Origin of the sequence: Heyndrickxia sp. FSL K6-6286 (genome assembly GCF_038630395.1) — a bacterium.
GTDB classification, from domain to species: Bacteria; Bacillota; Bacilli; order Bacillales; family Bacillaceae_C; genus Heyndrickxia; species Heyndrickxia oleronia.
The window spans coordinates 128,938-150,175 of sequence record NZ_CP152029.1; the positions used below are offsets into that span (position 1 = coordinate 128,938).

At 38.3% G+C, this 21,238-nt stretch carries 35 protein-coding genes; all 35 read left to right on the forward strand.

Annotated elements, in window-relative coordinates; all coding sequences use genetic code 11:
* The first annotated feature begins 41 nt into the window (after positions 1-41).
* The 35 genes from fusA (at position 42) to MHI39_RS00835 (ending at position 21,238) form a co-directional block, all read left to right on the forward strand.
* On the forward strand, positions 42-2,120 hold the full coding sequence (fusA, locus tag MHI39_RS00665; RefSeq protein ID WP_058005962.1) for an elongation factor G: 2,079 nt from the start codon (positions 42-44) through the stop codon (positions 2,118-2,120).
* Between the two features lie 125 nt (positions 2,121-2,245).
* Positions 2,246-3,433: an elongation factor Tu gene (gene tuf / locus MHI39_RS00670; protein WP_058005963.1), complete on the forward strand. Its 1,188-nt coding sequence runs from the start codon at positions 2,246-2,248 to the stop codon at positions 3,431-3,433.
* Between the two features lie 459 nt (positions 3,434-3,892).
* The gene (rpsJ, locus tag MHI39_RS00675; protein WP_025729837.1) at positions 3,893-4,201 is read left to right on the forward strand and encodes a 30S ribosomal protein S10; all 309 of its coding nucleotides are present in this window, start codon (positions 3,893-3,895) and stop codon (positions 4,199-4,201) included.
* A 36-nt stretch (positions 4,202-4,237) separates the two neighbouring features.
* The gene (rplC, locus tag MHI39_RS00680; RefSeq protein WP_058005964.1) at positions 4,238-4,867 is read left to right on the forward strand and encodes a 50S ribosomal protein L3; all 630 of its coding nucleotides are present in this window, start codon (positions 4,238-4,240) and stop codon (positions 4,865-4,867) included.
* A 29-nt stretch (positions 4,868-4,896) separates the two neighbouring features.
* Positions 4,897-5,520 (forward strand): 50S ribosomal protein L4, encoded by a 624-nt coding sequence (gene rplD / locus MHI39_RS00685; RefSeq protein WP_071976256.1) that lies wholly within the window; start codon positions 4,897-4,899, stop codon positions 5,518-5,520.
* Positions 5,520-5,804, forward strand: a complete 285-nt coding sequence (gene rplW / locus MHI39_RS00690; protein WP_071976257.1) for a 50S ribosomal protein L23 — start codon at positions 5,520-5,522, stop codon at positions 5,802-5,804. Before rplD ends, rplW begins: the two co-directional genes overlap by 1 nt.
* A gap of 35 nt (positions 5,805-5,839) precedes the next feature.
* Positions 5,840-6,670: a 50S ribosomal protein L2 gene (rplB, locus tag MHI39_RS00695; RefSeq protein ID WP_058005967.1), complete on the forward strand. Its 831-nt coding sequence runs from the start codon at positions 5,840-5,842 to the stop codon at positions 6,668-6,670.
* Between the two features lie 61 nt (positions 6,671-6,731).
* Positions 6,732-7,010 carry a 30S ribosomal protein S19 gene (gene rpsS, locus MHI39_RS00700; RefSeq protein ID WP_071976258.1) on the forward strand — a complete coding sequence of 93 codons (279 nt, stop codon included), beginning with the start codon at positions 6,732-6,734 and terminating at the stop codon, positions 7,008-7,010.
* Between the two features lie 19 nt (positions 7,011-7,029).
* Positions 7,030-7,371: a 50S ribosomal protein L22 gene (gene rplV / locus MHI39_RS00705; protein WP_058005969.1), complete on the forward strand. Its 342-nt coding sequence runs from the start codon at positions 7,030-7,032 to the stop codon at positions 7,369-7,371.
* A gap of 3 nt (positions 7,372-7,374) precedes the next feature.
* On the forward strand, positions 7,375-8,031 hold the full coding sequence (gene rpsC / locus MHI39_RS00710; protein WP_058005970.1) for a 30S ribosomal protein S3: 657 nt from the start codon (positions 7,375-7,377) through the stop codon (positions 8,029-8,031).
* A 2-nt stretch (positions 8,032-8,033) separates the two neighbouring features.
* The gene (rplP, locus tag MHI39_RS00715; RefSeq protein WP_058005971.1) at positions 8,034-8,468 is read left to right on the forward strand and encodes a 50S ribosomal protein L16; all 435 of its coding nucleotides are present in this window, start codon (positions 8,034-8,036) and stop codon (positions 8,466-8,468) included.
* Positions 8,458-8,661 carry a 50S ribosomal protein L29 gene (gene rpmC, locus MHI39_RS00720; protein WP_003351417.1) on the forward strand — a complete coding sequence of 68 codons (204 nt, stop codon included), beginning with the start codon at positions 8,458-8,460 and terminating at the stop codon, positions 8,659-8,661. The genes rplP and rpmC overlap by 11 nt, the downstream gene beginning before the upstream one ends.
* A gap of 20 nt (positions 8,662-8,681) precedes the next feature.
* A complete protein-coding gene (gene rpsQ / locus MHI39_RS00725; protein ID WP_058005972.1) occupies positions 8,682-8,945 on the forward strand; it encodes a 30S ribosomal protein S17 in 264 nt (87 codons plus the stop codon).
* Positions 8,946-8,986: 41 nt separating this feature from the next.
* Positions 8,987-9,355, forward strand: coding sequence for a 50S ribosomal protein L14 (gene rplN / locus MHI39_RS00730; protein ID WP_058005973.1), 369 nt, complete (start codon positions 8,987-8,989; stop codon positions 9,353-9,355).
* Positions 9,356-9,392: 37 nt separating this feature from the next.
* Entirely contained in the window at positions 9,393-9,704 is a 312-nt protein-coding gene (rplX, locus tag MHI39_RS00735) for a 50S ribosomal protein L24 (protein WP_058005974.1), read from the forward strand.
* Between the two features lie 26 nt (positions 9,705-9,730).
* Positions 9,731-10,270, forward strand: coding sequence for a 50S ribosomal protein L5 (gene rplE / locus MHI39_RS00740; RefSeq protein ID WP_058005975.1), 540 nt, complete (start codon positions 9,731-9,733; stop codon positions 10,268-10,270).
* Between the two features lie 22 nt (positions 10,271-10,292).
* Complete coding sequence (locus MHI39_RS00745; RefSeq protein ID WP_055737812.1) at positions 10,293-10,478, forward strand: type Z 30S ribosomal protein S14; 186 nt, start codon at positions 10,293-10,295, stop codon at positions 10,476-10,478.
* 28 nt (positions 10,479-10,506) lie between these two features.
* Positions 10,507-10,905 carry a 30S ribosomal protein S8 gene (gene rpsH / locus MHI39_RS00750; protein ID WP_058005976.1) on the forward strand — a complete coding sequence of 133 codons (399 nt, stop codon included), beginning with the start codon at positions 10,507-10,509 and terminating at the stop codon, positions 10,903-10,905.
* A 29-nt stretch (positions 10,906-10,934) separates the two neighbouring features.
* Positions 10,935-11,471: a 50S ribosomal protein L6 gene (gene rplF, locus MHI39_RS00755; protein ID WP_058005977.1), complete on the forward strand. Its 537-nt coding sequence runs from the start codon at positions 10,935-10,937 to the stop codon at positions 11,469-11,471.
* A 34-nt stretch (positions 11,472-11,505) separates the two neighbouring features.
* Entirely contained in the window at positions 11,506-11,868 is a 363-nt protein-coding gene (gene rplR / locus MHI39_RS00760; RefSeq protein WP_058005978.1) for a 50S ribosomal protein L18, read from the forward strand.
* Between the two features lie 22 nt (positions 11,869-11,890).
* On the forward strand, positions 11,891-12,391 hold the full coding sequence (rpsE, locus tag MHI39_RS00765) for a 30S ribosomal protein S5 (protein ID WP_058005979.1): 501 nt from the start codon (positions 11,891-11,893) through the stop codon (positions 12,389-12,391).
* 12 nt (positions 12,392-12,403) lie between these two features.
* A complete protein-coding gene (gene rpmD, locus MHI39_RS00770; RefSeq protein ID WP_058005980.1) occupies positions 12,404-12,586 on the forward strand; it encodes a 50S ribosomal protein L30 in 183 nt (60 codons plus the stop codon).
* A gap of 31 nt (positions 12,587-12,617) precedes the next feature.
* The gene (rplO, locus tag MHI39_RS00775) at positions 12,618-13,058 is read left to right on the forward strand and encodes a 50S ribosomal protein L15 (protein ID WP_058005981.1); all 441 of its coding nucleotides are present in this window, start codon (positions 12,618-12,620) and stop codon (positions 13,056-13,058) included.
* Positions 13,058-14,350: a preprotein translocase subunit SecY gene (secY, locus tag MHI39_RS00780; protein ID WP_058005982.1), complete on the forward strand. Its 1,293-nt coding sequence runs from the start codon at positions 13,058-13,060 to the stop codon at positions 14,348-14,350. Before rplO ends, secY begins: the two co-directional genes overlap by 1 nt.
* A gap of 63 nt (positions 14,351-14,413) precedes the next feature.
* Positions 14,414-15,064: an adenylate kinase gene (locus MHI39_RS00785; protein ID WP_058005983.1), complete on the forward strand. Its 651-nt coding sequence runs from the start codon at positions 14,414-14,416 to the stop codon at positions 15,062-15,064.
* A gap of 309 nt (positions 15,065-15,373) precedes the next feature.
* Positions 15,374-15,541, forward strand: coding sequence for a M24 family metallopeptidase (locus MHI39_RS00790; RefSeq protein WP_235813405.1), 168 nt, complete (start codon positions 15,374-15,376; stop codon positions 15,539-15,541).
* 41 nt (positions 15,542-15,582) lie between these two features.
* On the forward strand, positions 15,583-15,801 hold the full coding sequence (gene infA / locus MHI39_RS00795) for a translation initiation factor IF-1 (RefSeq protein ID WP_058005984.1): 219 nt from the start codon (positions 15,583-15,585) through the stop codon (positions 15,799-15,801).
* A gap of 34 nt (positions 15,802-15,835) precedes the next feature.
* A complete protein-coding gene (gene rpmJ / locus MHI39_RS00800) occupies positions 15,836-15,949 on the forward strand; it encodes a 50S ribosomal protein L36 (protein ID WP_058005985.1) in 114 nt (37 codons plus the stop codon).
* A gap of 24 nt (positions 15,950-15,973) precedes the next feature.
* Complete coding sequence (gene rpsM / locus MHI39_RS00805) at positions 15,974-16,339, forward strand: 30S ribosomal protein S13 (protein ID WP_058005986.1); 366 nt, start codon at positions 15,974-15,976, stop codon at positions 16,337-16,339.
* Positions 16,340-16,364: 25 nt separating this feature from the next.
* The gene (rpsK, locus tag MHI39_RS00810) at positions 16,365-16,754 is read left to right on the forward strand and encodes a 30S ribosomal protein S11 (protein WP_058005987.1); all 390 of its coding nucleotides are present in this window, start codon (positions 16,365-16,367) and stop codon (positions 16,752-16,754) included.
* A 182-nt stretch (positions 16,755-16,936) separates the two neighbouring features.
* Positions 16,937-17,881: a DNA-directed RNA polymerase subunit alpha gene (locus MHI39_RS00815; protein ID WP_058005988.1), complete on the forward strand. Its 945-nt coding sequence runs from the start codon at positions 16,937-16,939 to the stop codon at positions 17,879-17,881.
* 46 nt (positions 17,882-17,927) lie between these two features.
* Positions 17,928-18,290, forward strand: a complete 363-nt coding sequence (rplQ, locus tag MHI39_RS00820) for a 50S ribosomal protein L17 (RefSeq protein ID WP_058005989.1) — start codon at positions 17,928-17,930, stop codon at positions 18,288-18,290.
* 469 nt (positions 18,291-18,759) lie between these two features.
* Positions 18,760-19,599, forward strand: a complete 840-nt coding sequence (locus MHI39_RS00825; protein WP_058005990.1) for an energy-coupling factor ABC transporter ATP-binding protein — start codon at positions 18,760-18,762, stop codon at positions 19,597-19,599.
* Positions 19,575-20,444, forward strand: a complete 870-nt coding sequence (locus MHI39_RS00830) for an energy-coupling factor ABC transporter ATP-binding protein (protein WP_058005991.1) — start codon at positions 19,575-19,577, stop codon at positions 20,442-20,444. The genes MHI39_RS00825 and MHI39_RS00830 overlap by 25 nt, the downstream gene beginning before the upstream one ends.
* Positions 20,441-21,238 carry an energy-coupling factor transporter transmembrane protein EcfT gene (locus tag MHI39_RS00835; protein ID WP_071976259.1) on the forward strand — a complete coding sequence of 266 codons (798 nt, stop codon included), beginning with the start codon at positions 20,441-20,443 and terminating at the stop codon, positions 21,236-21,238. The genes MHI39_RS00830 and MHI39_RS00835 overlap by 4 nt, the downstream gene beginning before the upstream one ends.

Genomic DNA, 21,238 nt, shown 5'->3' on the forward strand with positions numbered 1-21,238 from the left:
CCAAAAAACTATATTCTCATATTAGGAAGGAGAAAAAACCAATGAAAAGAGAGTTCTCCTTAGAAAATACTCGTAATATTGGTATCATGGCACACATTGATGCTGGTAAAACGACTACAACTGAGCGTATTCTTTATTACACTGGTAAAATCCATAAGATTGGTGAAACTCATGAAGGTGCATCTCAAATGGACTGGATGGAGCAAGAACAAGAACGTGGGATTACTATTACATCAGCTGCAACAACAGCATCTTGGAAAGGTAATCGCGTAAACATTATCGATACACCAGGACACGTAGACTTCACAGTTGAAGTTGAACGTTCTCTTCGTGTACTTGATGGTGCAGTAACTGTTCTTGATGCACAATCTGGGGTTGAACCTCAAACAGAAACTGTTTGGCGTCAAGCAACAACATACGGAGTACCTCGTATTGTATTCGTTAATAAAATGGATAAAATCGGGGCTGACTTCTTATATTCTGTTGGAACAATTCATGACCGTTTGCAAGCAAACGCTCATCCTATTCAATTACCAATCGGTGCTGAAGATCAATTCGAAGGTATTATTGACCTTATTGAAATGAAAGCAACTATGTATGGTAATGATTTAGGAACTGAAATTGAAGTTGTTGAGATTCCTGAAGAATATAAAGAGCAGGCTGAAACTTATAGAGAAAAATTAATTGAAGCAGTAGCTGAACTAGATGAAGAGTTAATGGAAAAATACCTTGGTGGCGAAGAGCTTACAAATGAAGAGATCAAAGCTGCTATCCGTAAAGGTACAGTTAACGTAGAATTCTATCCTGTTCTATGTGGTACTGCATTCAAAAACAAAGGTGTTCAATTAATGCTTGATGCTGTTATTGACTATCTTCCATCTCCATTAGATGTACCAGCTATTAAAGGTACTCGTCCTGATTCTGATGAAGAAGTCAATAAGCATGCAGATGATGATGAGCCATTTGCAGCTTTAGCATTTAAAGTTATGACTGACCCTTACGTTGGTAAATTAACGTTCTTCCGTGTATATTCTGGTACATTAGCATCAGGTTCTTATGTACAGAACTCTACAAAAGGAAAGCGTGAGCGTGTTGGACGTATCCTTCAAATGCACGCAAACCACCGTGAAGAAATTTCAGAAGTACATGCTGGAGACATTGCAGCTGCTGTTGGTTTGAAAGATACAACTACTGGTGACACTCTATGTGATGAAAAAGATTTAGTTATCTTAGAATCTATGGAGTTCCCTGAACCAGTTATCCAATTGTCTGTAGAACCTAAGTCAAAAGCTGACCAAGATAAAATGACTACAGCATTACAAAAACTTCAAGAGGAAGACCCTACATTCCGCGCACATACTGACCAAGAAACTGGACAAGTTATCATTGCTGGTATGGGTGAGCTTCACTTAGATATCCTTGTTGATCGTATGAAACGCGAATTCAAGGTAGAAGCTAATGTTGGTGCACCTCAGGTTGCTTATCGTGAAACTTTCCGTACTAGTGCACAAGTACAAGGTAAGTTCGCACGTCAATCTGGTGGTCGTGGACAATACGGGGATGTTTGGATTGAGTTCTCTCCAAATGAAGAAGGTAAAGGCTTTGAGTTCGAAAATGCAATCGTTGGTGGGGTTGTTCCTCGTGAATACATTCCAGCAGTTCAAGCGGGTCTTGAAGATGCATTAGAGCGTGGGGTTCTTGCTGGATTCCCACTAGTTGATATTAAAGCAAAACTATATGATGGTTCATACCATGATGTAGACTCAAGTGAGATGGCATTTAAAATTGCTGCATCACTTGCATTGAAAAACGCTGCTTCGAAATGTAACCCTGTAATCCTTGAACCTACAATGAAGGTTGAAGTAGTTATCCCTGAAGATTATTTAGGAGATATTATGGGACAAATTACAGCTCGTCGTGGACGTGTAGAAGGTATGGAAGCTCGTGGTAATGCACAAGTTGTTCGTGCGATGGTTCCACTTTCTGAAATGTTTGGTTATGCAACTGCACTTCGTTCTAGTACACAAGGTCGTGGAGTATTCTCAATGCACTTTGATCACTATGAAGAAGTACCAAAAGCAATTGCTGAAGAAATTATCAAAAAAAATAAAGGTGAATAATTGATTTCTGAGCCTTTATAAAGTATAACTACTATATATGATATATGATTGCTTTAAAGATGAGCGCTCATCTTTAAAGCAACATATAAATACTTATAATTATAAATATTAAGGAGGATTTCCTAATGGCTAAAGCGAAATTTGATCGTTCTAAAACACATGCTAATATTGGTACAATTGGTCACGTTGACCATGGTAAAACTACTTTAACTGCAGCAATCACTACAGTTCTTGCAAAAACTGGTGGTGCAGAAGCTCGCGCTTATGACCAAATCGATGGTGCTCCAGAAGAACGTGAGCGTGGTATCACAATCAATACTGCGCACGTAGAATATGAAACTGCAACTCGTCACTATGCACACGTTGACTGCCCAGGACACGCTGACTATGTTAAAAACATGATCACTGGTGCTGCTCAAATGGACGGTGGTATCCTAGTAGTTTCTGCTGCTGATGGTCCAATGCCACAAACTCGTGAGCACATCCTACTTTCTCGTAACGTAGGTGTACCATACCTAGTAGTATTCTTAAACAAATGTGATATGGTAGATGACGAAGAATTATTAGAATTAGTAGAAATGGAAGTTCGTGACCTTCTATCTGAATATGGTTTCCCTGGAGACGATGTTCCTGTAATCAAAGGTTCTGCTCTTAAAGCACTTGAAGGAGACCCAGTTTGGGAAGAAAAAATCACTGAGTTAATGGCTGCAGTTGATGAATTCATTCCAACTCCAGAACGTGACAATGAAAAACCATTCATGATGCCTGTTGAGGATGTATTCTCAATCACAGGTCGTGGAACAGTTGCTACTGGCCGTGTTGAACGTGGTCAAGTAAAAGTTGGTGACGTTGTAGATATCATCGGTTTAGCTGAAGAAGCAAAATCTACAACTGTAACTGGTGTTGAAATGTTCCGTAAACTTCTTGACTATGCAGAAGCTGGAGATAACATTGGTGCACTTCTTCGTGGGGTTGCTCGTGAAGAAATCCAACGTGGTCAAGTTCTTGCAAAGCCAGGAACAATCACTCCACATACTGAATTTAAAGCAGAAGTTTATGTATTATCTAAAGAAGAAGGTGGACGTCACACTCCATTCTTCTCAAACTATCGTCCACAATTCTATTTCCGTACTACAGATGTAACTGGTATCGTTCATCTTAACGAAGGTACTGAAATGGTAATGCCTGGCGATAACACTGAAATGAATGTTGAACTTATTTCACCAATCGCGATCGAAGAAGGAACTCGTTTCTCAATTCGTGAAGGTGGACGTACTGTAGGTTCAGGCGTTGTAACTTCAATCTCTAAATAATATATTTAGACTAAATAAAAAGCAGACGGTGACGATCGTCTGCTTTTTTTATTTGAAATTGATACATATAACGACAGTAATATTGCGTTTTTCTGTTCAGTTATCTACTCAAATCTTTGTAACTATAATCTTAAAGTCTATGCTTTTATACTCTAATGAAAACATGAGGGATTTGAGAAATTGATTAAGGTTAAAGAATTATTAAATTACAACAATTTAAGTATTGCTTGAACAACTTATCATATGCATGTATAATTGAAAAAGTGTTAAAAACCCAAATAAATCACTATTATAGTATTGCATTACCTAAATGTTTTATGTATAATAGAGAATGTTGGTCTTTGACTGCGATGATGTGGGAGGTTGCTGACACACCCGGCCGCTTTGCCATGGCGCGTGTGTGGGAAATTTCCACGGAGAATGTCTATTATAAAAATAGGCGATAAAGGAGGGAAAATAATGGCAAAACAAAAAATTCGTATTCGTTTAAAAGCTTATGATCATAGAATCCTTGATCAATCTGCAGAAAAAATCGTTGAAACAGCGAAAAGATCTGGTGCTAGCGTGTCTGGTCCGATTCCGCTTCCAACTGAAAAGTCTGTATACACAATTTTACGTGCGGTGCACAAATACAAAGATTCTCGTGAACAATTCGAAATGCGCACTCATAAGCGTCTAATCGACATCGTTAACCCTACTCCTCAAACAGTAGATTCATTGATGCGTTTAGATTTGCCATCCGGTGTGGATATTGAAATTAAACTATAGTAAATAAAATGTTAATTATATTAGGAGGTGTGACTCATGACCAAAGGAATCTTAGGAAGAAAAATAGGTATGACGCAAATATTTGCTGAGAATGGTGATTTAATTCCAGTAACTGTTGTTGAAGCTGCTCCAAACGTTGTTCTTCAAAAGAAAACTATCGAAACTGATGGTTACGAAGCAATTCAATTAGGTTTCGAAGATAAACGTGAAAAGTTAGCTAACAAACCTGAAAAAGGTCATGTATCAAAAGCAAATACTGCTCCTAAGCGCTTCATTCGCGAATTCGACGCAGTAAACTCTAGTGAGTATGAAATTGGTCAAGAAGTCAAAGTTGATATTTTTGCAGAAGGTGACATCGTAGATGTGACTGGAATTTCTAAAGGTAAAGGATTCCAAGGTGTAATTAAACGTCATGGACAATCTCGTGGACCTATGGCTCACGGATCTCGTTACCATCGTCGCCCTGGATCTATGGGTCCTGTTGCTCCAAACCGTGTATTTAAACAAAAAGCATTACCTGGTCGCATGGGTGGAGAACAAATTACGATTCAAAACTTAGAAATTGTCAAAGTTGACGCAGAACGCAATCTTATCCTAGTTAAGGGTAATGTTCCTGGTCCTAAAAAAGCATTGCTTAAAATCAAAACAGCGATTAAAGCAAAGTAGATTAATTACAAGGAAAGGAGGAAACAGGAATGCCGAAAGTAGCTCTATATAACCAAAGCGGATCTAAAGTTGGAGATATCGAACTAAATGATTCAGTTTTTGGTATTGAACCAAATGAAAGTGTATTGTTCGACGCTATCGTGATGCAAAGAGCATCATTACGTCAAGGAACAAGCAAAGTAAAAAATCGCTCTGAAGTTAGCGGCGGTGGTCGTAAACCATGGCGTCAAAAAGGTACTGGTCGTGCCCGTCAAGGATCTATCCGTTCACCACAATGGCGTGGTGGTGGTACTGTATTCGGTCCAGTTCCACGTAGCTATAGCTACAAATTACCTAAAAAGGTACGTCGTTTAGCAATTAAATCTGCATTATCTACTAAAGTTTTAGAAGAAAAAATTCTTGTATTAGAATCTCTTTCTTTTGCAGCGCCTAAAACAAAAGAATTTGCAGCAGTATTAAATAGTCTATCTGTTGGTAAAAAAGCTCTAGTAGTTACAGATGGTTCTGATGTAAATGTTGCCCTTTCAGCTCGTAATATCCCTGGTATTACTGTTGTTGAAGCAAATGGCATTAACGTTTTAGATGTGGTTTCTCATGATCAATTGATCATTACCAAAGCCGCTGTTGAAAAAGTAGAGGAGGTGCTTGGATAATGGATGTACGTGATATCATTAAGCGCCCTGTCATCACTGAACGTTCAACTGATGTAATGGCTGATAAAAAGTATACTTTTGAAGTTGACGTAAGAGCTAATAAAACACAAGTGAAAGATGCTGTTGAGGCAATCTTTGGTGTGAAAGTAGCGAAAGTAAACGTTATGAACTACAAAGGTAAGTTTAAACGCATGGGTCGTCATGCTGGTTACACTAACAAGCGCCGTAAAGCAATTGTTACTTTAACTGCTGATAGTAAAGAAATCGAATTTTTCGAGGTTTAATATTAAATAATGTAATTTGAAGAGGAGGGAAAAAAATGGCGATCAAAAAATACAAACCTACCTCTAACGGACGTCGTGGTATGACTGTATCTGATTTTGCGGAAATCACAACTGATAAGCCGGAAAAATCATTGCTTGCACCACTTAAAAGCAAAGGCGGCCGTAATAACCAAGGTAAGTTAACAGTTCGTCATCAAGGTGGCGGCCATAAGCGTCAATACCGTATTATCGACTTCAAACGTGATAAAGATGGTATACCAGGACGCGTTGCCACAATTGAGTATGATCCAAACCGTTCATCTAATATTGCTTTAATTAATTATGTGGATGGAGAAAAACGCTACATCTTAGCTCCTAAAAACCTTAAGGTTGGTATGGAAGTAGTATCTGGTCCTGAAAGTGATATCAAGGTTGGTAATGCATTACCACTTTCAAATATCCCTGTAGGTACAGTTATCCACAATATCGAATTAAAACCTGGTAAAGGTGGACAATTAGTTCGTTCTGCAGGTACATCTGCACAAGTTCTTGGTAAAGAAGGTAAATATGTACTTGTACGTTTAAACTCTGGTGAAGTTCGTATGATTCTTGCTACTTGCCGTGCTACTGTAGGTCAAGTTGGTAATGAACAACACGAATTAATCAACATTGGTAAAGCAGGTCGTTCTCGTTGGTTAGGTAAACGCCCAACTGTACGTGGATCTGTAATGAACCCTAATGACCATCCACATGGTGGTGGTGAAGGACGTGCTCCAATCGGACGTAAGTCACCAATGACTCCATGGGGTAAACCAACACTTGGTTATAAAACTCGTAAGAAGAAGAATAAATCTGATAAGTTTATTGTGCGTCGTCGCAAAAAATAACTCGGGTTGAACTACGGTTCGGCTTTAGGGCCGTAGCGCAATCACGAAAGGAGGTTCGATCATGGGTCGCAGCTTAAAAAAAGGACCTTTTGTTGATGAACATTTAATGAAAAAGGTTGAAGTTCTAAACGAGTCTGATAAAAAACAAGTAGTTAAAACTTGGTCTCGTCGTTCTACAATCTTCCCAGCATTCATCGGACACACGATTGCTGTTTATGATGGACGTAAACACGTACCTGTATATGTGACTGAAGATATGGTAGGTCATAAGCTTGGTGAATTTGCACCAACTCGTACTTATAAAGGTCACGCAAGTGATGATAAGAAAACAAGACGCTAATTGAGAGGAGGGCATCCTGATGCAAGCTAAAGCTGTTGCAAGAACAGTTCGTATTGCTCCTCGTAAAGTACGATTAGTTGTCGATCTAATACGAGGCAAGCAAGTAGGAGAAGCTGTTGCTATTTTAAACTTAACACCAAAAGCAGCTTCACCAGTTGTAGAAAAAGTTTTAAAATCTGCTATTGCGAATGCAGAGCATAACTATGATATGGATATCAATAACCTAGTTGTAACTGAGGCTTATGTGAACGAAGGACCAACACTTAAACGTTTCCGTCCACGTGCACAAGGACGTGCAAGCCAAATCCTTAAACGTACTAGCCACATTACAGTTGTGGTATCAGAAAAGAAGGAGGGATAATTCGTGGGTCAAAAAGTAAATCCTATAGGTTTACGTATCGGAGTTATTCGTGACTGGGAATCTAAATGGTACGCTGAAAAAGACTATGCAGATCTTTTACATGAAGACTTAAAGGTACGTAAATATATCGAAAAACGCTTAAGCGATGCTTCTGTATCTGGTGTTGAAATCGAACGTGCTGCGAATCGTATCAACATTACAATCCGTACTGCAAAACCAGGAATGGTTATCGGTAAAGGTGGTACTGAAGTAGAAGCTTTAAGAAAAGCACTAAATTCATTAACTGGCAAACGTGTACACATCAATATCGTTGAAATCAAAAAAGCTGATATCGATGCGAAATTAGTAGCTGAAAATATTGCTCGTCAATTAGAAAACCGTGTATCTTTCCGTCGTGCTCAAAAGCAAGCAATCCAACGTGCGATGCGTGCTGGTGCAAAAGGAATCAAAACACAAGTTTCTGGACGTCTTGGTGGAGCAGATATTGCGCGTGCTGAACATTACAGCGAAGGAACAGTTCCACTTCATACACTTCGTGCTGATATTGATTATGCACATGCAGAAGCAGACACAACTTACGGTAAACTTGGAGTAAAAGTTTGGATCTACCGTGGAGAGGTTCTTCCTGCGAAGAAAAAATCTGAGGAAGGAGGAAAATAATCATGTTATTACCTAAACGCGTAAAATATCGCCGCGAACATCGTGGGAAAATGCGTGGACGTGCTAAAGGTGGCACTGAAGTAGCATTTGGTGAATATGGATTACAAGCAGTTGAAGCTTCTTGGATTACAAACAGACAAATTGAAGCTGCTCGTATTGCAATGACACGTTATATGAAACGTGGCGGTAAAGTGTGGATTAAAATCTTCCCTCACAAGCCATATACTGCAAAACCTTTAGAAGTACGTATGGGTTCCGGTAAAGGGGCACCTGAAGGTTGGGTAGCAGTTGTAAAGCCAGGTAAAATTATGTTTGAAATTGCTGGAGTATCTGAAGAGGTAGCTCGTGAAGCACTTCGTCTTGCATCACATAAACTTCCAATCAAATGTAAGTTTGTAAAACGAGAAGAAATTGGTGGTGAAACAAATGAAGGCTAATGAAATTCGTGATTTAACCACTGCCGAAATTGAACAAAAAGTAAAATCTCTTAAAGAAGAACTATTTAATCTACGTTTCCAGTTAGCTACTGGACAACTTGAAAATACAGCTCGCATCCGTGAAGTACGTAAGGCGATTGCTCGTATGAAAACAGTAATCCGTGAGAGAGAGATCGGCGTAAACAATCGATAAAGAGAGGAGGTTTTCTGAAAATGAGTGAACGGAACCAACGTAAAGTTTATACAGGACGTGTTGTATCTGACAAAATGGATAAAACAATCACTGTTCTTGTAGAAACATATAAAAAGCACTCACTTTACGGCAAACGCGTGAAATACTCTAAGAAGTTTAAAGCACACGATGAGCAAAATGAAGCAAAAATCGGCGATATCGTTCGCATTATGGAAACACGCCCACTATCAGCGACAAAACGTTTCCGTCTTGTTGAAGTCGTTGAGAAGGCTGTTATTATCTAATAAATGTTTCGGATACTATTTCCGAAGGGAGGTAAACCATAATGATTCAACAAGAATCTCGTTTAAAAGTTGCTGACAACTCTGGTGCAAGAGAAGTTTTAACAATCAAAGTTTTAGGTGGATCTGGACGTAAGACTGCTAATATCGGTGATATTATCGTATGTACAGTGAAACAAGCAACACCAGGAGGCGTTGTTAAAAAAGGTGAAGTTGTTAAGGCTGTAGTTGTTCGTACTAAGAGTGGTGTCCGCCGTCCGGATGGATCTTATATTCGTTTTGATGAAAATGCATGTGTAATTATCCGTGATGATAAGAGCCCTCGTGGAACTCGTATCTTCGGACCAGTTGCTCGTGAACTTCGTAACAACAACTTTATGAAAATCGTATCCTTAGCTCCGGAAGTTCTTTAATTATAAATGATTCGTAAACCAAGGAGGTGCGATTAAGATGCATGTTAAAAAAGGCGATAAAGTGATGGTTATCACTGGTAAAGATAAAGGGAAAACAGGTGTGATCCTAGCAGCTTTTCCTAAAAAAGACCGTGTAATCGTTGAAGGTGTAAACATCGTGAAAAAGCACTCTAAGCCTTCACAAGCTAATCCACAAGGTGGAATTGTTAACTTTGAAGCAGCTATTCACGTTTCTAATGTAATGTTATTAGACCCTAAAACAAACGAACCAACACGTGTTGGATATCAAGAAGTTAACGGTAAGAAAGTACGTGTAGCTAAAAAATCTGGTGAAGTTTTAGATAAATAGTCTTTAAATGAAGGGAGGTACACGACATGAACCGCCTAAAGGAAAAATTTGAAAAAGAATTGACACCTGCTTTAATGAGCAAGTTCAATTATAAATCAGTAATGCAAGTACCAAAAATTGAAAAAATCGTTATCAACATGGGTGTTGGTGATGCAGTTCAAAACGCAAAAGTATTAGATAATGCTGTTGAAGAACTATCAATCATCACTGGTCAAAAACCAGTTGTAACAAAAGCGAAAAATTCTATTGCAGGCTTCCGTCTTCGTGAAGGTATGCCTATCGGTGCGAAAGTTACACTTCGTGGCGAACGCATGTATCAATTTTTAGATAAACTAATTTCAGTTTCTCTACCACGTGTACGTGACTTCCGCGGGATCTCAAAGAAATCATTTGATGGTCGTGGAAACTATACACTTGGAGTAAAAGAACAGCTTATCTTCCCTGAGATTGATTACGATAAAGTAAGTAAAGTACGTGGTATGGATATCGTTATCGTAACAACTGCTAATACAGACGAAGAAGCTCGTGAACTATTAACACAATTCGGAATGCCATTCCAAAAGTAATCGCTAAAAGGGAGGCGAAAACGTGGCTAAAAAATCTATGATCGTGAAACAAAAGCGCACACCAAAGTTTGAAGTGCAAGCTTACACACGTTGCGAACGTTGTGGCCGTCCACACTCTGTAATTCGCAAATTCAAACTTTGCCGTATTTGTTTCCGTGAACTTGCATACAAGGGTCAAATTCCAGGCGTCAAAAAAGCTAGTTGGTAAACCCTAAATTGGGAAGGAGGTTAATATTATGGTAATGACAGATCCAATTGCAGATTTGCTTACTCGTATTCGTAATGCGAACATGGTACGTCACGAAAAATTAGAAGTTCCTGCTTCTAAAATCAAAAAAGAAGTTGCTGAAATTCTAAAGCGCGAAGGTTTTGTTCGTGATGTTGAATTTATCGAAGATAACAAACAAGGAATCATTCGGATCTTCTTGAAATATGGTGCAAACAATGAGCGTGTAATCACTGGTATTAAGCGTATTAGTAAACCTGGTTTACGCGTATATGCAAAAGCGAATGAGGTTCCTAAAGTACTTAACGGTCTTGGAATCGCAATCGTTTCTACTTCTCAAGGCGTTTTAACTGATAAAGACGCTCGTAACAAACAAGTTGGCGGAGAAGTATTAGCATACGTTTGGTAATATAAAGGCATGAATGGAGGTGCAAAAGAATGTCACGTGTAGGTAAAAAACCTATTGAAATTCCTTCTGGTGTAACTGTTACATTAGACGGAAATCATGTTACTGTTAAGGGTCCTAAAGGCGAGCTTACTCGCAGCTTTAACCCTGACATTTCAATCAATATCGAAGAGAACGTAATTAACATTACTCGCCCAACTGATAATAAAGAGCATCGTGCATTACACGGTACAACTCGTGCGTTATTAGCGAATATGGTTGAGGGTGTTTCAAAAGGATTCGAAAAATCTTTAGAATTAATCGGGGTTGGATATCGTGCCCAAAAACAAGGTTCAAAACTTGTTCTTAACGTAGGTTATTCTCACCCAGTTGAATTCGAAGCAGAAGAAGGTCTTGAAATCGAAGTTCCTTCAAATACAAAAGTTATTGTAAAAGGTACTAGCAAAGAGCGCGTAGGTGCACTAGCTGCTAATATCCGTGGTGTTCGTCCGCCTGAACCTTATAAAGGAAAAGGAATTCGTTATGAAGGCGAATATGTACGTAGAAAAGAAGGTAAAACTGGTAAGTAATGCAGCGTAAGCAATAAGAAAGGAGTGACCTCGGGTGATCACTAAGCCAGATAAAAATAAGGTACGTAAGAAAAGACATGCTCGTGTACGTTCTAAATTAAGTGGTACATCGACTCGTCCTCGTTTAAACGTATATCGTTCTAACAAAAACATTTACGCTCAGTTGATCGATGATTTAAATGGTGTAACTTTAGCTAGTGCTTCTACATTAGATAAAGATTTAAACCTTGAATCTAACAGCAATGTTGATGCAGCTCAAAAAGTGGGCGAATTGATTGCTAAGCGTGCAGTTGACAAAGGCTTTAAAGCTGTCGTATTTGATCGTGGTGGATACCTCTATCATGGACGTATTAAAGCTCTTGCAGATGCAGCTCGTGAAAACGGCTTAGAATTTTAATAGAAAAAGGAGGGACAAATAGATGCGTCATATTGATCCTAACAAACTTGAGTTAGAAGAACGCGTTGTTACAGTTAACCGTGTTGCAAAAGTTGTTAAAGGTGGACGTCGTTTCCGTTTCTCAGCACTTGTAGTTGTAGGTGACAGAAATGGTCATGTAGGCTTTGGTACTGGTAAAGCTCAAGAAGTACCTGATGCAATTCGTAAAGCGGTTGAAGATGCAAAGAAAAACTTAGTAGAAGTAACGATTGTTGGAACTACTATTCCACATGAAGTTATTGGCCGCTTCGGTGCTGGTCAAATTCTAATGAAACCAGGTTCTCCAGGTACTGGAGTAATTGCTGGTGGTCCTGTTCGTGCGGTATTAGAATTAGGTGGGGTTGCAGATATTACATCTAAATCACTTGGTTCAAATACTCCAATTAACATGATCCGTGCTACTATCGACGGTATCAAACAATTAAAACGTGTTGAAGAAGTTGCTAAATTACGTAATAAATCAGTAGAAGAACTGTTAGGATAAGGAGGGATTTTAATGGCAAACAAATTAGCAATTACCCTCACTCGCAGCTTGATTGGTCGTCCACAAGATCAGCGTGAAACAGTTAAAGCTCTTGGTTTGCGCAAAACGAATCAAACTGTTGAGCATGAAGATAATGCCGCAATTCGAGGTATGGTCAATAAAGTTGCTCATCTCGTAACAGTAAAAGAACAGTAATAGAATTTACTTATACAAGGAGGTGCCGACAATGAAACTTCATGAATTAAAACCTGCTGAAGGTTCTCGTAAAGAGCGTAATCGTGTAGGTCGTGGTATTGGTTCAGGTAATGGAAAAACTGCTGGTAAAGGTCATAAAGGACAAAATGCTCGTTCTGGCGGTGGAGTACGCCCTGGCTTTGAAGGTGGTCAAACACCTTTATTCCGTCGTTTACCAAAACGCGGTTTCACAAACATTAACCGTAAAGATTATGCAATCGTGAATCTAGATGCTCTTAATCGTTTTGAAGATGGTACTGAAATCACACCGGTTCTTCTTATTGAAACAGGAGTAGTAAGCAAAGAGAAAGCAGGAATTAAAATTCTTGCAAATGGTAAGCTTGAGAAAAAATTAACAGTCAAAGCTCACAAATTCTCCTCTGCTGCTAAAGAAGCTATCGAAGCTGCTGGCGGACAAACTGAGGTGATTTAATGCTAAAGACAATCTCCAATTTTATGCGTGTGGGTGATATAAGGAAAAAAATTATATTCACCCTTTTAATGTTAATTGTGTTTAGGATAGGGACATTTATCCCAGTTCCTGGTGTAGATGCTCGTGCATTAGAGGCAAATGATACTTCTGGCTTTTTTAGTATTTTAAATACTTTTGGTGGTGGAGCGTTGTATCAGTTCTCCATCTTTGCCATGGGTATCATGCCTTATATCACAGCATCAATTATCATTCAGCTATTACAAATGGATGTTGTTCCAAAATTTACTGAATGGTCAAAGCAAGGGGAAGTTGGTCGACGTAAGTTAGCACAATTTACTAGATACTTCACTATTATCCTTGGATTCATCGAAGCTCTTGGTATGTCATATGGATTTAATTCAATGACACAGGGTCAATTGATCAGTAATCCTGGTATAGGAACATATTTGACCATTGCCGTTGTATTAACAGCTGGTACGGCCTTTTTAATGTGGGTTGGTGAAGAGATTACAGCTAAAGGTGTAGGAAATGGTATTTCTATTATTATCTTAGCTGGTATCGTTGCCCGTATCCCTTCAGTTGTCCGTCAAATTTTTGAACAACAGCTAAGTAATGCTGGGAATCAGCTATTCATAAAAATTGTTGTTTTACTACTTATTGTGTTAGTTGTATTAGCAATTATCGTTGCCGTTGTATTTATTCAACAGGCATTAAGAAAAATTCCTATTCAATATGCACAACGTCTAGCAGGTCGTAATCCTGTGGGCGGTCAATCGACACACTTACCATTAAAAGTAAATGCAGCAGGTGTTATTCCAGTAATCTTTGCTGTTTCGTTTATCATTGCTCCTAGAACGATTGCATCCTTTTTTGGATCCAATGGTGTTACAGATACCATTCAATGGGTCTTTGACTATACGAAACCAGTTGGGATGATCATCTATGTTGCGTTAATTGTCGCTTTCACATATTTCTATGCGTTCGTACAAGTGAATCCTGAGCAGATGGCGGATAACCTCAAAAAGCAAGGTGGTTATATCCCTGGTATTCGTCCTGGTAAGAATACGAAAGAATATTTAACATCGGTGTTATATCGTTTAACATTTATTGGTTCTATATTCTTAGCTATTATATCAATCCTTCCAATTTTCTTTACAAGTGTTGCTGGCTTGCCACAAGCTGCACAAATTGGTGGAACGAGTTTACTAGTCGTTGTCGGTGTTGCTCTTGATACAATGAAACAATTAGAATCTCAACTTGTGAAACGTCATTATAAAGGCTTTATAAAATAAACTATAGTTTTAGGAACAAATATGTTCCTAAAACTAAATGAAGAGTCTGAGGGGGAAGTACTGGTGAATTTAGTCTTAATGGGCCTTCCCGGTGCCGGTAAAGGAACACAAGCCGAAAAAATCGTAGATAAGTATGCAATCCCTCATATCTCAACTGGAGATATGTTCCGTGCTGCTATGAAAGAAGGAACAGAACTCGGCTTACAAGCTAAATCGTTTATGGACAAAGGTGAACTCGTTCCTGACGAAGTAACAATTGGTATTGTCCGTGAGCGTTTAAGTAAAGATGATTGTCAAAAAGGCTTTTTGCTAGATGGATTTCCAAGAACAGTTCCACAAGCAGAAGCGTTAGAAGCAATTCTTCAAGACTTAAACAAAAAAATAGACTACTGCATTAATATTAGTGTGGATAAAGATATTTTGATGGGAAGACTTACAGGTCGTCGCATTTGCAAAAATTGTGGTGCAACTTATCATCTTGAATTTAATCCACCAAAAGAAGCTGGTGTTTGTGATCGTTGTGGCGGTGAACTTTATCAACGCGCTGACGATAATGAAGAAACTGTTCAAAATCGTTTAGAAGTCAATATTAAGCAAACTCAACCTCTTCTTGATTATTATGCGGAAAAAGGCTATTTAAAAACGATTGATGGCAAACAGGACATCAATAAGGTTTTTGCAGACATCGATGTATTACTTGATCCTATTAAATAATAGGGTTTATAATAATTGGATGTAATTGCTGAAAAATTTATTCGCAAGTTTGATGCAATTCCTTCATATAAAGGGTATAATGGTTGACGTGGTATTTGTTCTAAGTCTTATTTAGGATTATTGCACGATAATTCCAGGTCATTTACGCTAAATGAAGGTGACATTTTAACAATAGATATGAATGGAGTATAGTTGTTATTCTGACTCTATATGTATATATCCTGTTGGTAAAATAGATGAAGAGACGCGGGATGCTCGCGGATGTGACAGAGGATTCTCTATCTTGGCTTAAATGAGTTAAAGCCTGGTGTGCGTCTTTCGAACATCTCTCATGCGATTCAAACATTTGTAGAAAATCATGGCTTTTCTATCGTTCGCGAGTATGCCGGACATGGGATTGGTCAAGAATTACATGAAGACCCACTATTACCTCATTATGGACCGCCTACCATAGGCACTCGCGTAAAAGTGGTATAAGTTTATAGTCCATAAATGTAAGAAGAAGGGAGACGGGTTCGATGGCGAAAGACGATGTTATCGAGGTTGAAGGTACTGTTAGTGAAACATTGCCAAATGCAATGTTTAAAGTAGAATTAGAGAATGGCCACACTGTTCTCGCACATGTTTCCGGAAAAATAAGAATGCATTTTATTCGAATTTTACCTGGAGATAAAGTGACAGTTGAACTTTCTCCATATGATTTAACGCGCGGTAGAATTACGTATCGTTTCAAATAATAATGCACTCCGTACTGTTAAGGAGGTAAAACAGATGAAAGTCAGACCATCAGTCAAACCAATTTGTGAAAAGTGTAAAATCATTCGCAGAAATGGTAAAGTAATGGTTATTTGTGAAAACCCTAAACATAAACAAAAACAAGGATAATAATGAAGGAGGTGCGCATATTTTATGGCACGTATTGCAGGTGTAGACATTCCACGTGATAAACGTGTAGTGATCTCTTTAACTTATGTCTATGGTATTGGTAAACCAACTGCCCAAAAAATCTTAGCCGAAGCGGGGGTATCTGAAGATACTCGTGTTCGTGATTTAACTGAAGAAGAGTTAAATAAAATTCGTGATATCATTGACAAATTGAAGGTAGAAGGTGACCTTCGTCGTGAAGTTTCTTTAAACATCAAACGTTTAATGGAAATCGGTTCTTACCGTGGACTTCGTCATCGTCGTGGATTACCAGTTCGTGGACAAAACACGAAAAACAATGCACGTACTCGTAAAGGTCCTCGTAAGACTGTAGCAGGTAAAAAGAAATAATAAGTAAAGGAGGTTTCATAGTCGTATGGCACGTAAAACAAACACTCGTAAACGTCGTGTGAAAAAGAATATAGAAACAGGTATTGCACACATTCGTTCTACATTTAATAATACAATTGTAACTATTACAGATTCTCATGGTAATGCTCTTTCATGGTCTAGTGCCGGTGCTCTAGGTTTCAAAGGTTCTCGTAAATCTACTCCATTTGCAGCTCAAATGGCAGCTGAAACTGCAGCTAAAGCATCTATGGAACATGGAATGAAAACTCTTGAAGTAACTGTTAAAGGACCTGGTGCAGGTCGTGAAGCTGCTATTCGTGCGCTTCAAGCTGCTGGTCTTGAAGTAACAGCTATTAAAGATGTTACGCCGGTACCTCATAATGGTTGCCGCCCACCAAAACGCCGCCGTGTTTAATTTTTTCTGTATAGAATTTGTATCCATGTCAATAATGGGATATGATATGCATAAATTTTCAAAACAGAAATGATTAATCCAGTTGTTGTGCACAAACGGGAATGTAAACATGGGGAATTTCGGTTAGGTCGATAAAAATTTGTCTTGCCGGGGTTTCGACGTTTTGAAGGAGGGTAAATTGAATGATTGAAATCGAAAAGCCAAAAATTGAAACGGTTGAGGTCAACGATGACGCAAGTTTTGGAAAGTTCGTCGTAGAGCCACTTGAGCGTGGATATGGTACTACTTTGGGTAACTCCTTACGTCGTATCCTACTATCCTCACTTCCAGGTGCAGCTGTCACGTCTATTCAAATAGATGGTGTCATGCATGAGTTCTCAACAATTGAAGGCGTCGTTGAAGATGTAACATCAATTATTCTAAACATTAAAAAGCTAGCATTGAAAATATACTCTGACGAAGAAAAGACGCTTGAAATTGATGTGCAAGGAGAAGGAGTCGTAACAGCAGCAGATATTACACATGATAGCGATGTAGAAATTCTTAATCCGGATCTTTATATTGCTACGCTTGGAAAAAATGCTCACTTCCGCATGCGTATGTCAGCTGTAACTGGTCGCGGTTATACACCTGCTGAACAGAATAAACGCGAAGATCTTCCAATTGGAGTGATTCCGATTGATTCCATTTATACACCTGTACAACGTGTCAACTATCAAGTTGAAAATACACGTGTAGGTCAAGTGTCAAACTTTGATAAGCTTTCACTTGATGTATGGACAGATGGAAGCATTGGTCCAAAGGAAGCAATATCCCTTGGTGCAAAAATTCTTACTGAGCACTTAAATATTTTCGTTGGATTAACTGATGAAGCACAAAATGCTGAAATCATGGTTGAAAAAGAAGAAGATCAGAAGGAAAAAGTTCTTGAGATGACTATTGAAGAGCTTGATCTCTCCGTTCGTTCTTACAACTGCCTAAAACGTGCAGGAATCAATACTGTTCAGGAATTAGCTAATAAGACTGAAGAAGATATGATGAAGGTACGTAACTTAGGTCGTAAGTCTTTAGAGGAAGTAAAAGCAAAGTTAGATGAACTTGGCTTAGGCTTACGTAAAGACGATTGATATTACGATATAAAATATAATAACTTCAACAAGGGAGGGAAACTTCATGTCTTACAGAAAACTAGGACGTACTAGTGCGCAACGTAAAGCGTTACTTCGCGATTTAACAACAGATCTTATCATCAACGAGCGCATCGAAACGACTGAAGCTCGTGCGAAAGAGTTACGCTCAGTTGTTGAGAAAATGATTACTCTTGGTAAACGTGGTGATCTTCATGCACGTCGTCAAGCTGCTGCATACATTCGTCATGAAATTGCAAATGCAGAAACAAACCAAGATGCTGTTCAAAAATTATTCGCTGATATCGCTCCACGTTATCAAGAACGCCAAGGTGGATATACTCGTATCATGAAACTTGGACCTCGTCGTGGTGACGGTGCACCAGTAGTAATTATTGAATTAGTGTAATAAAATATTTATTCTAAAAGGGCAGGACAGTTAGTTATAACTGCTTCTATGCCCTTTTTTTTACAAAACTCATTTCTAGAATTTTGTAAAACTAGATTTATGTAAATTCATTATTCAAATATGAATTTAAATAATGCGATGTATTGAAGCTAATAGAGTGTTACGATGGGTAGACATTGTCTATTACGTCTAGCTCCTTGCATCCCTCTCCATCTCTATTTTATATAGAGAAGTTTGTGACCAGGGAAGTGTTGATTTCCCCAGGAGAGGGGTGCAGGCTTTTTTATTTTGTATCTTTATTAAGGGTATTTTTGATTAGGTTGTTGTTCATGAGGGTAGGCATCTTAATACAACTGATATAAGTTTGTTTCATCTTATCGACAAGTCGAGTCAGTGATATCTTTAAAAATGAGGAGAAAAATAGTTATTGCATTTATAGATGATTATCTTGTTGTAAGGGGGCTTGGAAATGGTGAGACAGATTATTTCTATTGAACATGTTTTCTATCGTTATCCAGGACAAGATCCATATGTTCTAAAAGATATATCATTATCCATCAATGAAGGGGAATGGTTAGCGATTGTGGGGCATAATGGCTCAGGCAAGTCAACTTTGGCTAAGATGCTTAATGGTCTGCACTATCCAGAAAAAGGGGAAGTTAGGATAGATACTTTTCCATTAACAGAAGAAACAGTGTGGGAGATTAGAAAACAAATAGGTATGGTTTTTCAAAATCCTGATAATCAGTTTGTTGGAACAACTGTACAAGATGATGTGGCTTTTGGTTTGGAAAATAACGGGGTCCCACAAAATATTATGGTGGAGAGAGTAAATCATGCCTTGGAAAGAGTAAATATGCATTCGTTTCTCGATCAAGAGCCACACCATTTATCAGGTGGACAAAAACAAAGGGTAGCTATTGCTGGAGTCATTGCTCTACAGCCCAAAGTAATCATTTTGGACGAGGCCACTTCTATGCTTGATCCTAAGGGGCGTAAAGAGGTTTTGGAGACCATATTTGAGTTGAAAGAGGAATTAGGACTAACGGTTATATCCATTACACATGATCTGGAAGAAGCATCAAAGGCTGATCGCATTGTTGTGTTAAATAAAGGTGAAGTTTATAACGAAGGAACTCCGATGGAGATCTTCCAAATGCAAGAAGAATTAATTGAGCTAGGATTAGATATTCCCTTTTCAATTAAAATGGGCAAAGAGTTAGAGAAACAAGGGTTTACATTAGAGAAAAATTACTTAACGGAAAATGAATTGGTGGATGCACTATGGACATTACACTTGAACAAGTAGAGTACAGATATCAGGCAAATACACCTTTTGAAAGACTAGCTATCAAAAATATCAATCTCATTATCCCTTCAGGAAAATTTATTGCAATTATTGGACATACTGGATCTGGTAAGTCCACCCTTTTACAGCACTTAAATGCTCTATTACAGCCAACTAATGGCATAGTAAAAATTGGGGAAACAGTGATTCATTCAGATAAAAAGGAAAAGGCACTTCGTCATGTTCGTCAAAAGGTAGGAATTGTTTTTCAATTTCCGGAGCATCAACTATTTGAGGAGACTGTTGAAAAGGATATATGCTTTGGACCGATGAACTTTGGTGTGAGTAAGGATGAGGCAATAAAGCGTGCAAAGGAATTAATTGTTCAGGTTGGTTTAACTGAAGAGACTTTGTCAAAATCACCATTTGATTTATCAGGTGGGCAGATGCGCCGTGTGGCAATTGCTGGGGTTTTAGCAATGGATCCTGATGTATTAGTTCTTGATGAACCAACTGCAGGATTAGACCCAAGGGGTCGAAAAGAAATTATGGATATGTTTTATCAACTTCATAAGGAAAAGGGCCTGTCAACTGTACTTGTCACCCATAGTATGGAGGACGCAGCGAAGTATGCAGATGAACTTGTTATCATGCATCAAGGGGAGATTAAACGTAGAGGGACACCTAGAGATATTTTTTCAAATCCAGATGAATTAATTTCATTAGGATTGAACGTGCCCGATGTTGTCCATTTTCAATATTTGCTTGAAGAAAGAATGAACAAACGGCTCGGAAAAACTTGCTTAACGATTGAGGAACTAGCGAGTGTTCTCAAGGAGTTCAACATTAGGGGTGAACGACCATGATGGAGAAAATGATTATTGGTCGTTATGTTCCGACAGATTCGATGATCCATCGACTTGATCCACGTTCTAAATTGATTTTTGTCTTTGCTTTTATTTGTATAGTGTTTTTAGCTAATAACTTAGTAACTTATGGGATTTTAGTGGTCTTTACCATTCTTCTTATTTTGCTTTCTAAAATACCCTTTAGTTTCTTTTTAAAAGGATTGAAGCCGATACTATGGTTAATTCTATTTACCTTGTTTTTACATCTTTTCTTTACAAAACAAGGTAGTTTGATTTTTCATTTAGGCTTTGTAAAAATCTATGAAGAAGGTGTAAGGCAAGGGGTTTTTATTTCTCTCCGCTTTATGCTATTAATTTTCGTAACTTCCTTGATGACATTAACAACAACACCAATTTCATTAACGGATGGATTAGAAACTTTATTACATCCTTTAAAGAAAATAAAATTTCCTGTTCATGAGCTTGCTTTGATGATGTCTATTTCATTGCGCTTTATTCCTACATTAATGGATGAAACAGATAAGATAATGAAGGCACAAATGGCAAGAGGAGTGGACTTCTCTGGTGGTCCTATTAAAGATCGAGTAAAGGCAATTATTCCTTTACTTATCCCACTTTTTATTAGCTCGTTTAAACGTGCTGAGGAATTAGCGATTGCAATGGAGGCAAGAGGATACCGAGGGGGAGAAGGCAGAACGAAGTTTCGATTACTAGCTTGGAAAAAGGCTGATTGGGTAGTCTTATTCATTCTATTTGCCTTAGCAGGAGTTTTAATTATTTTTAGAGCGTGA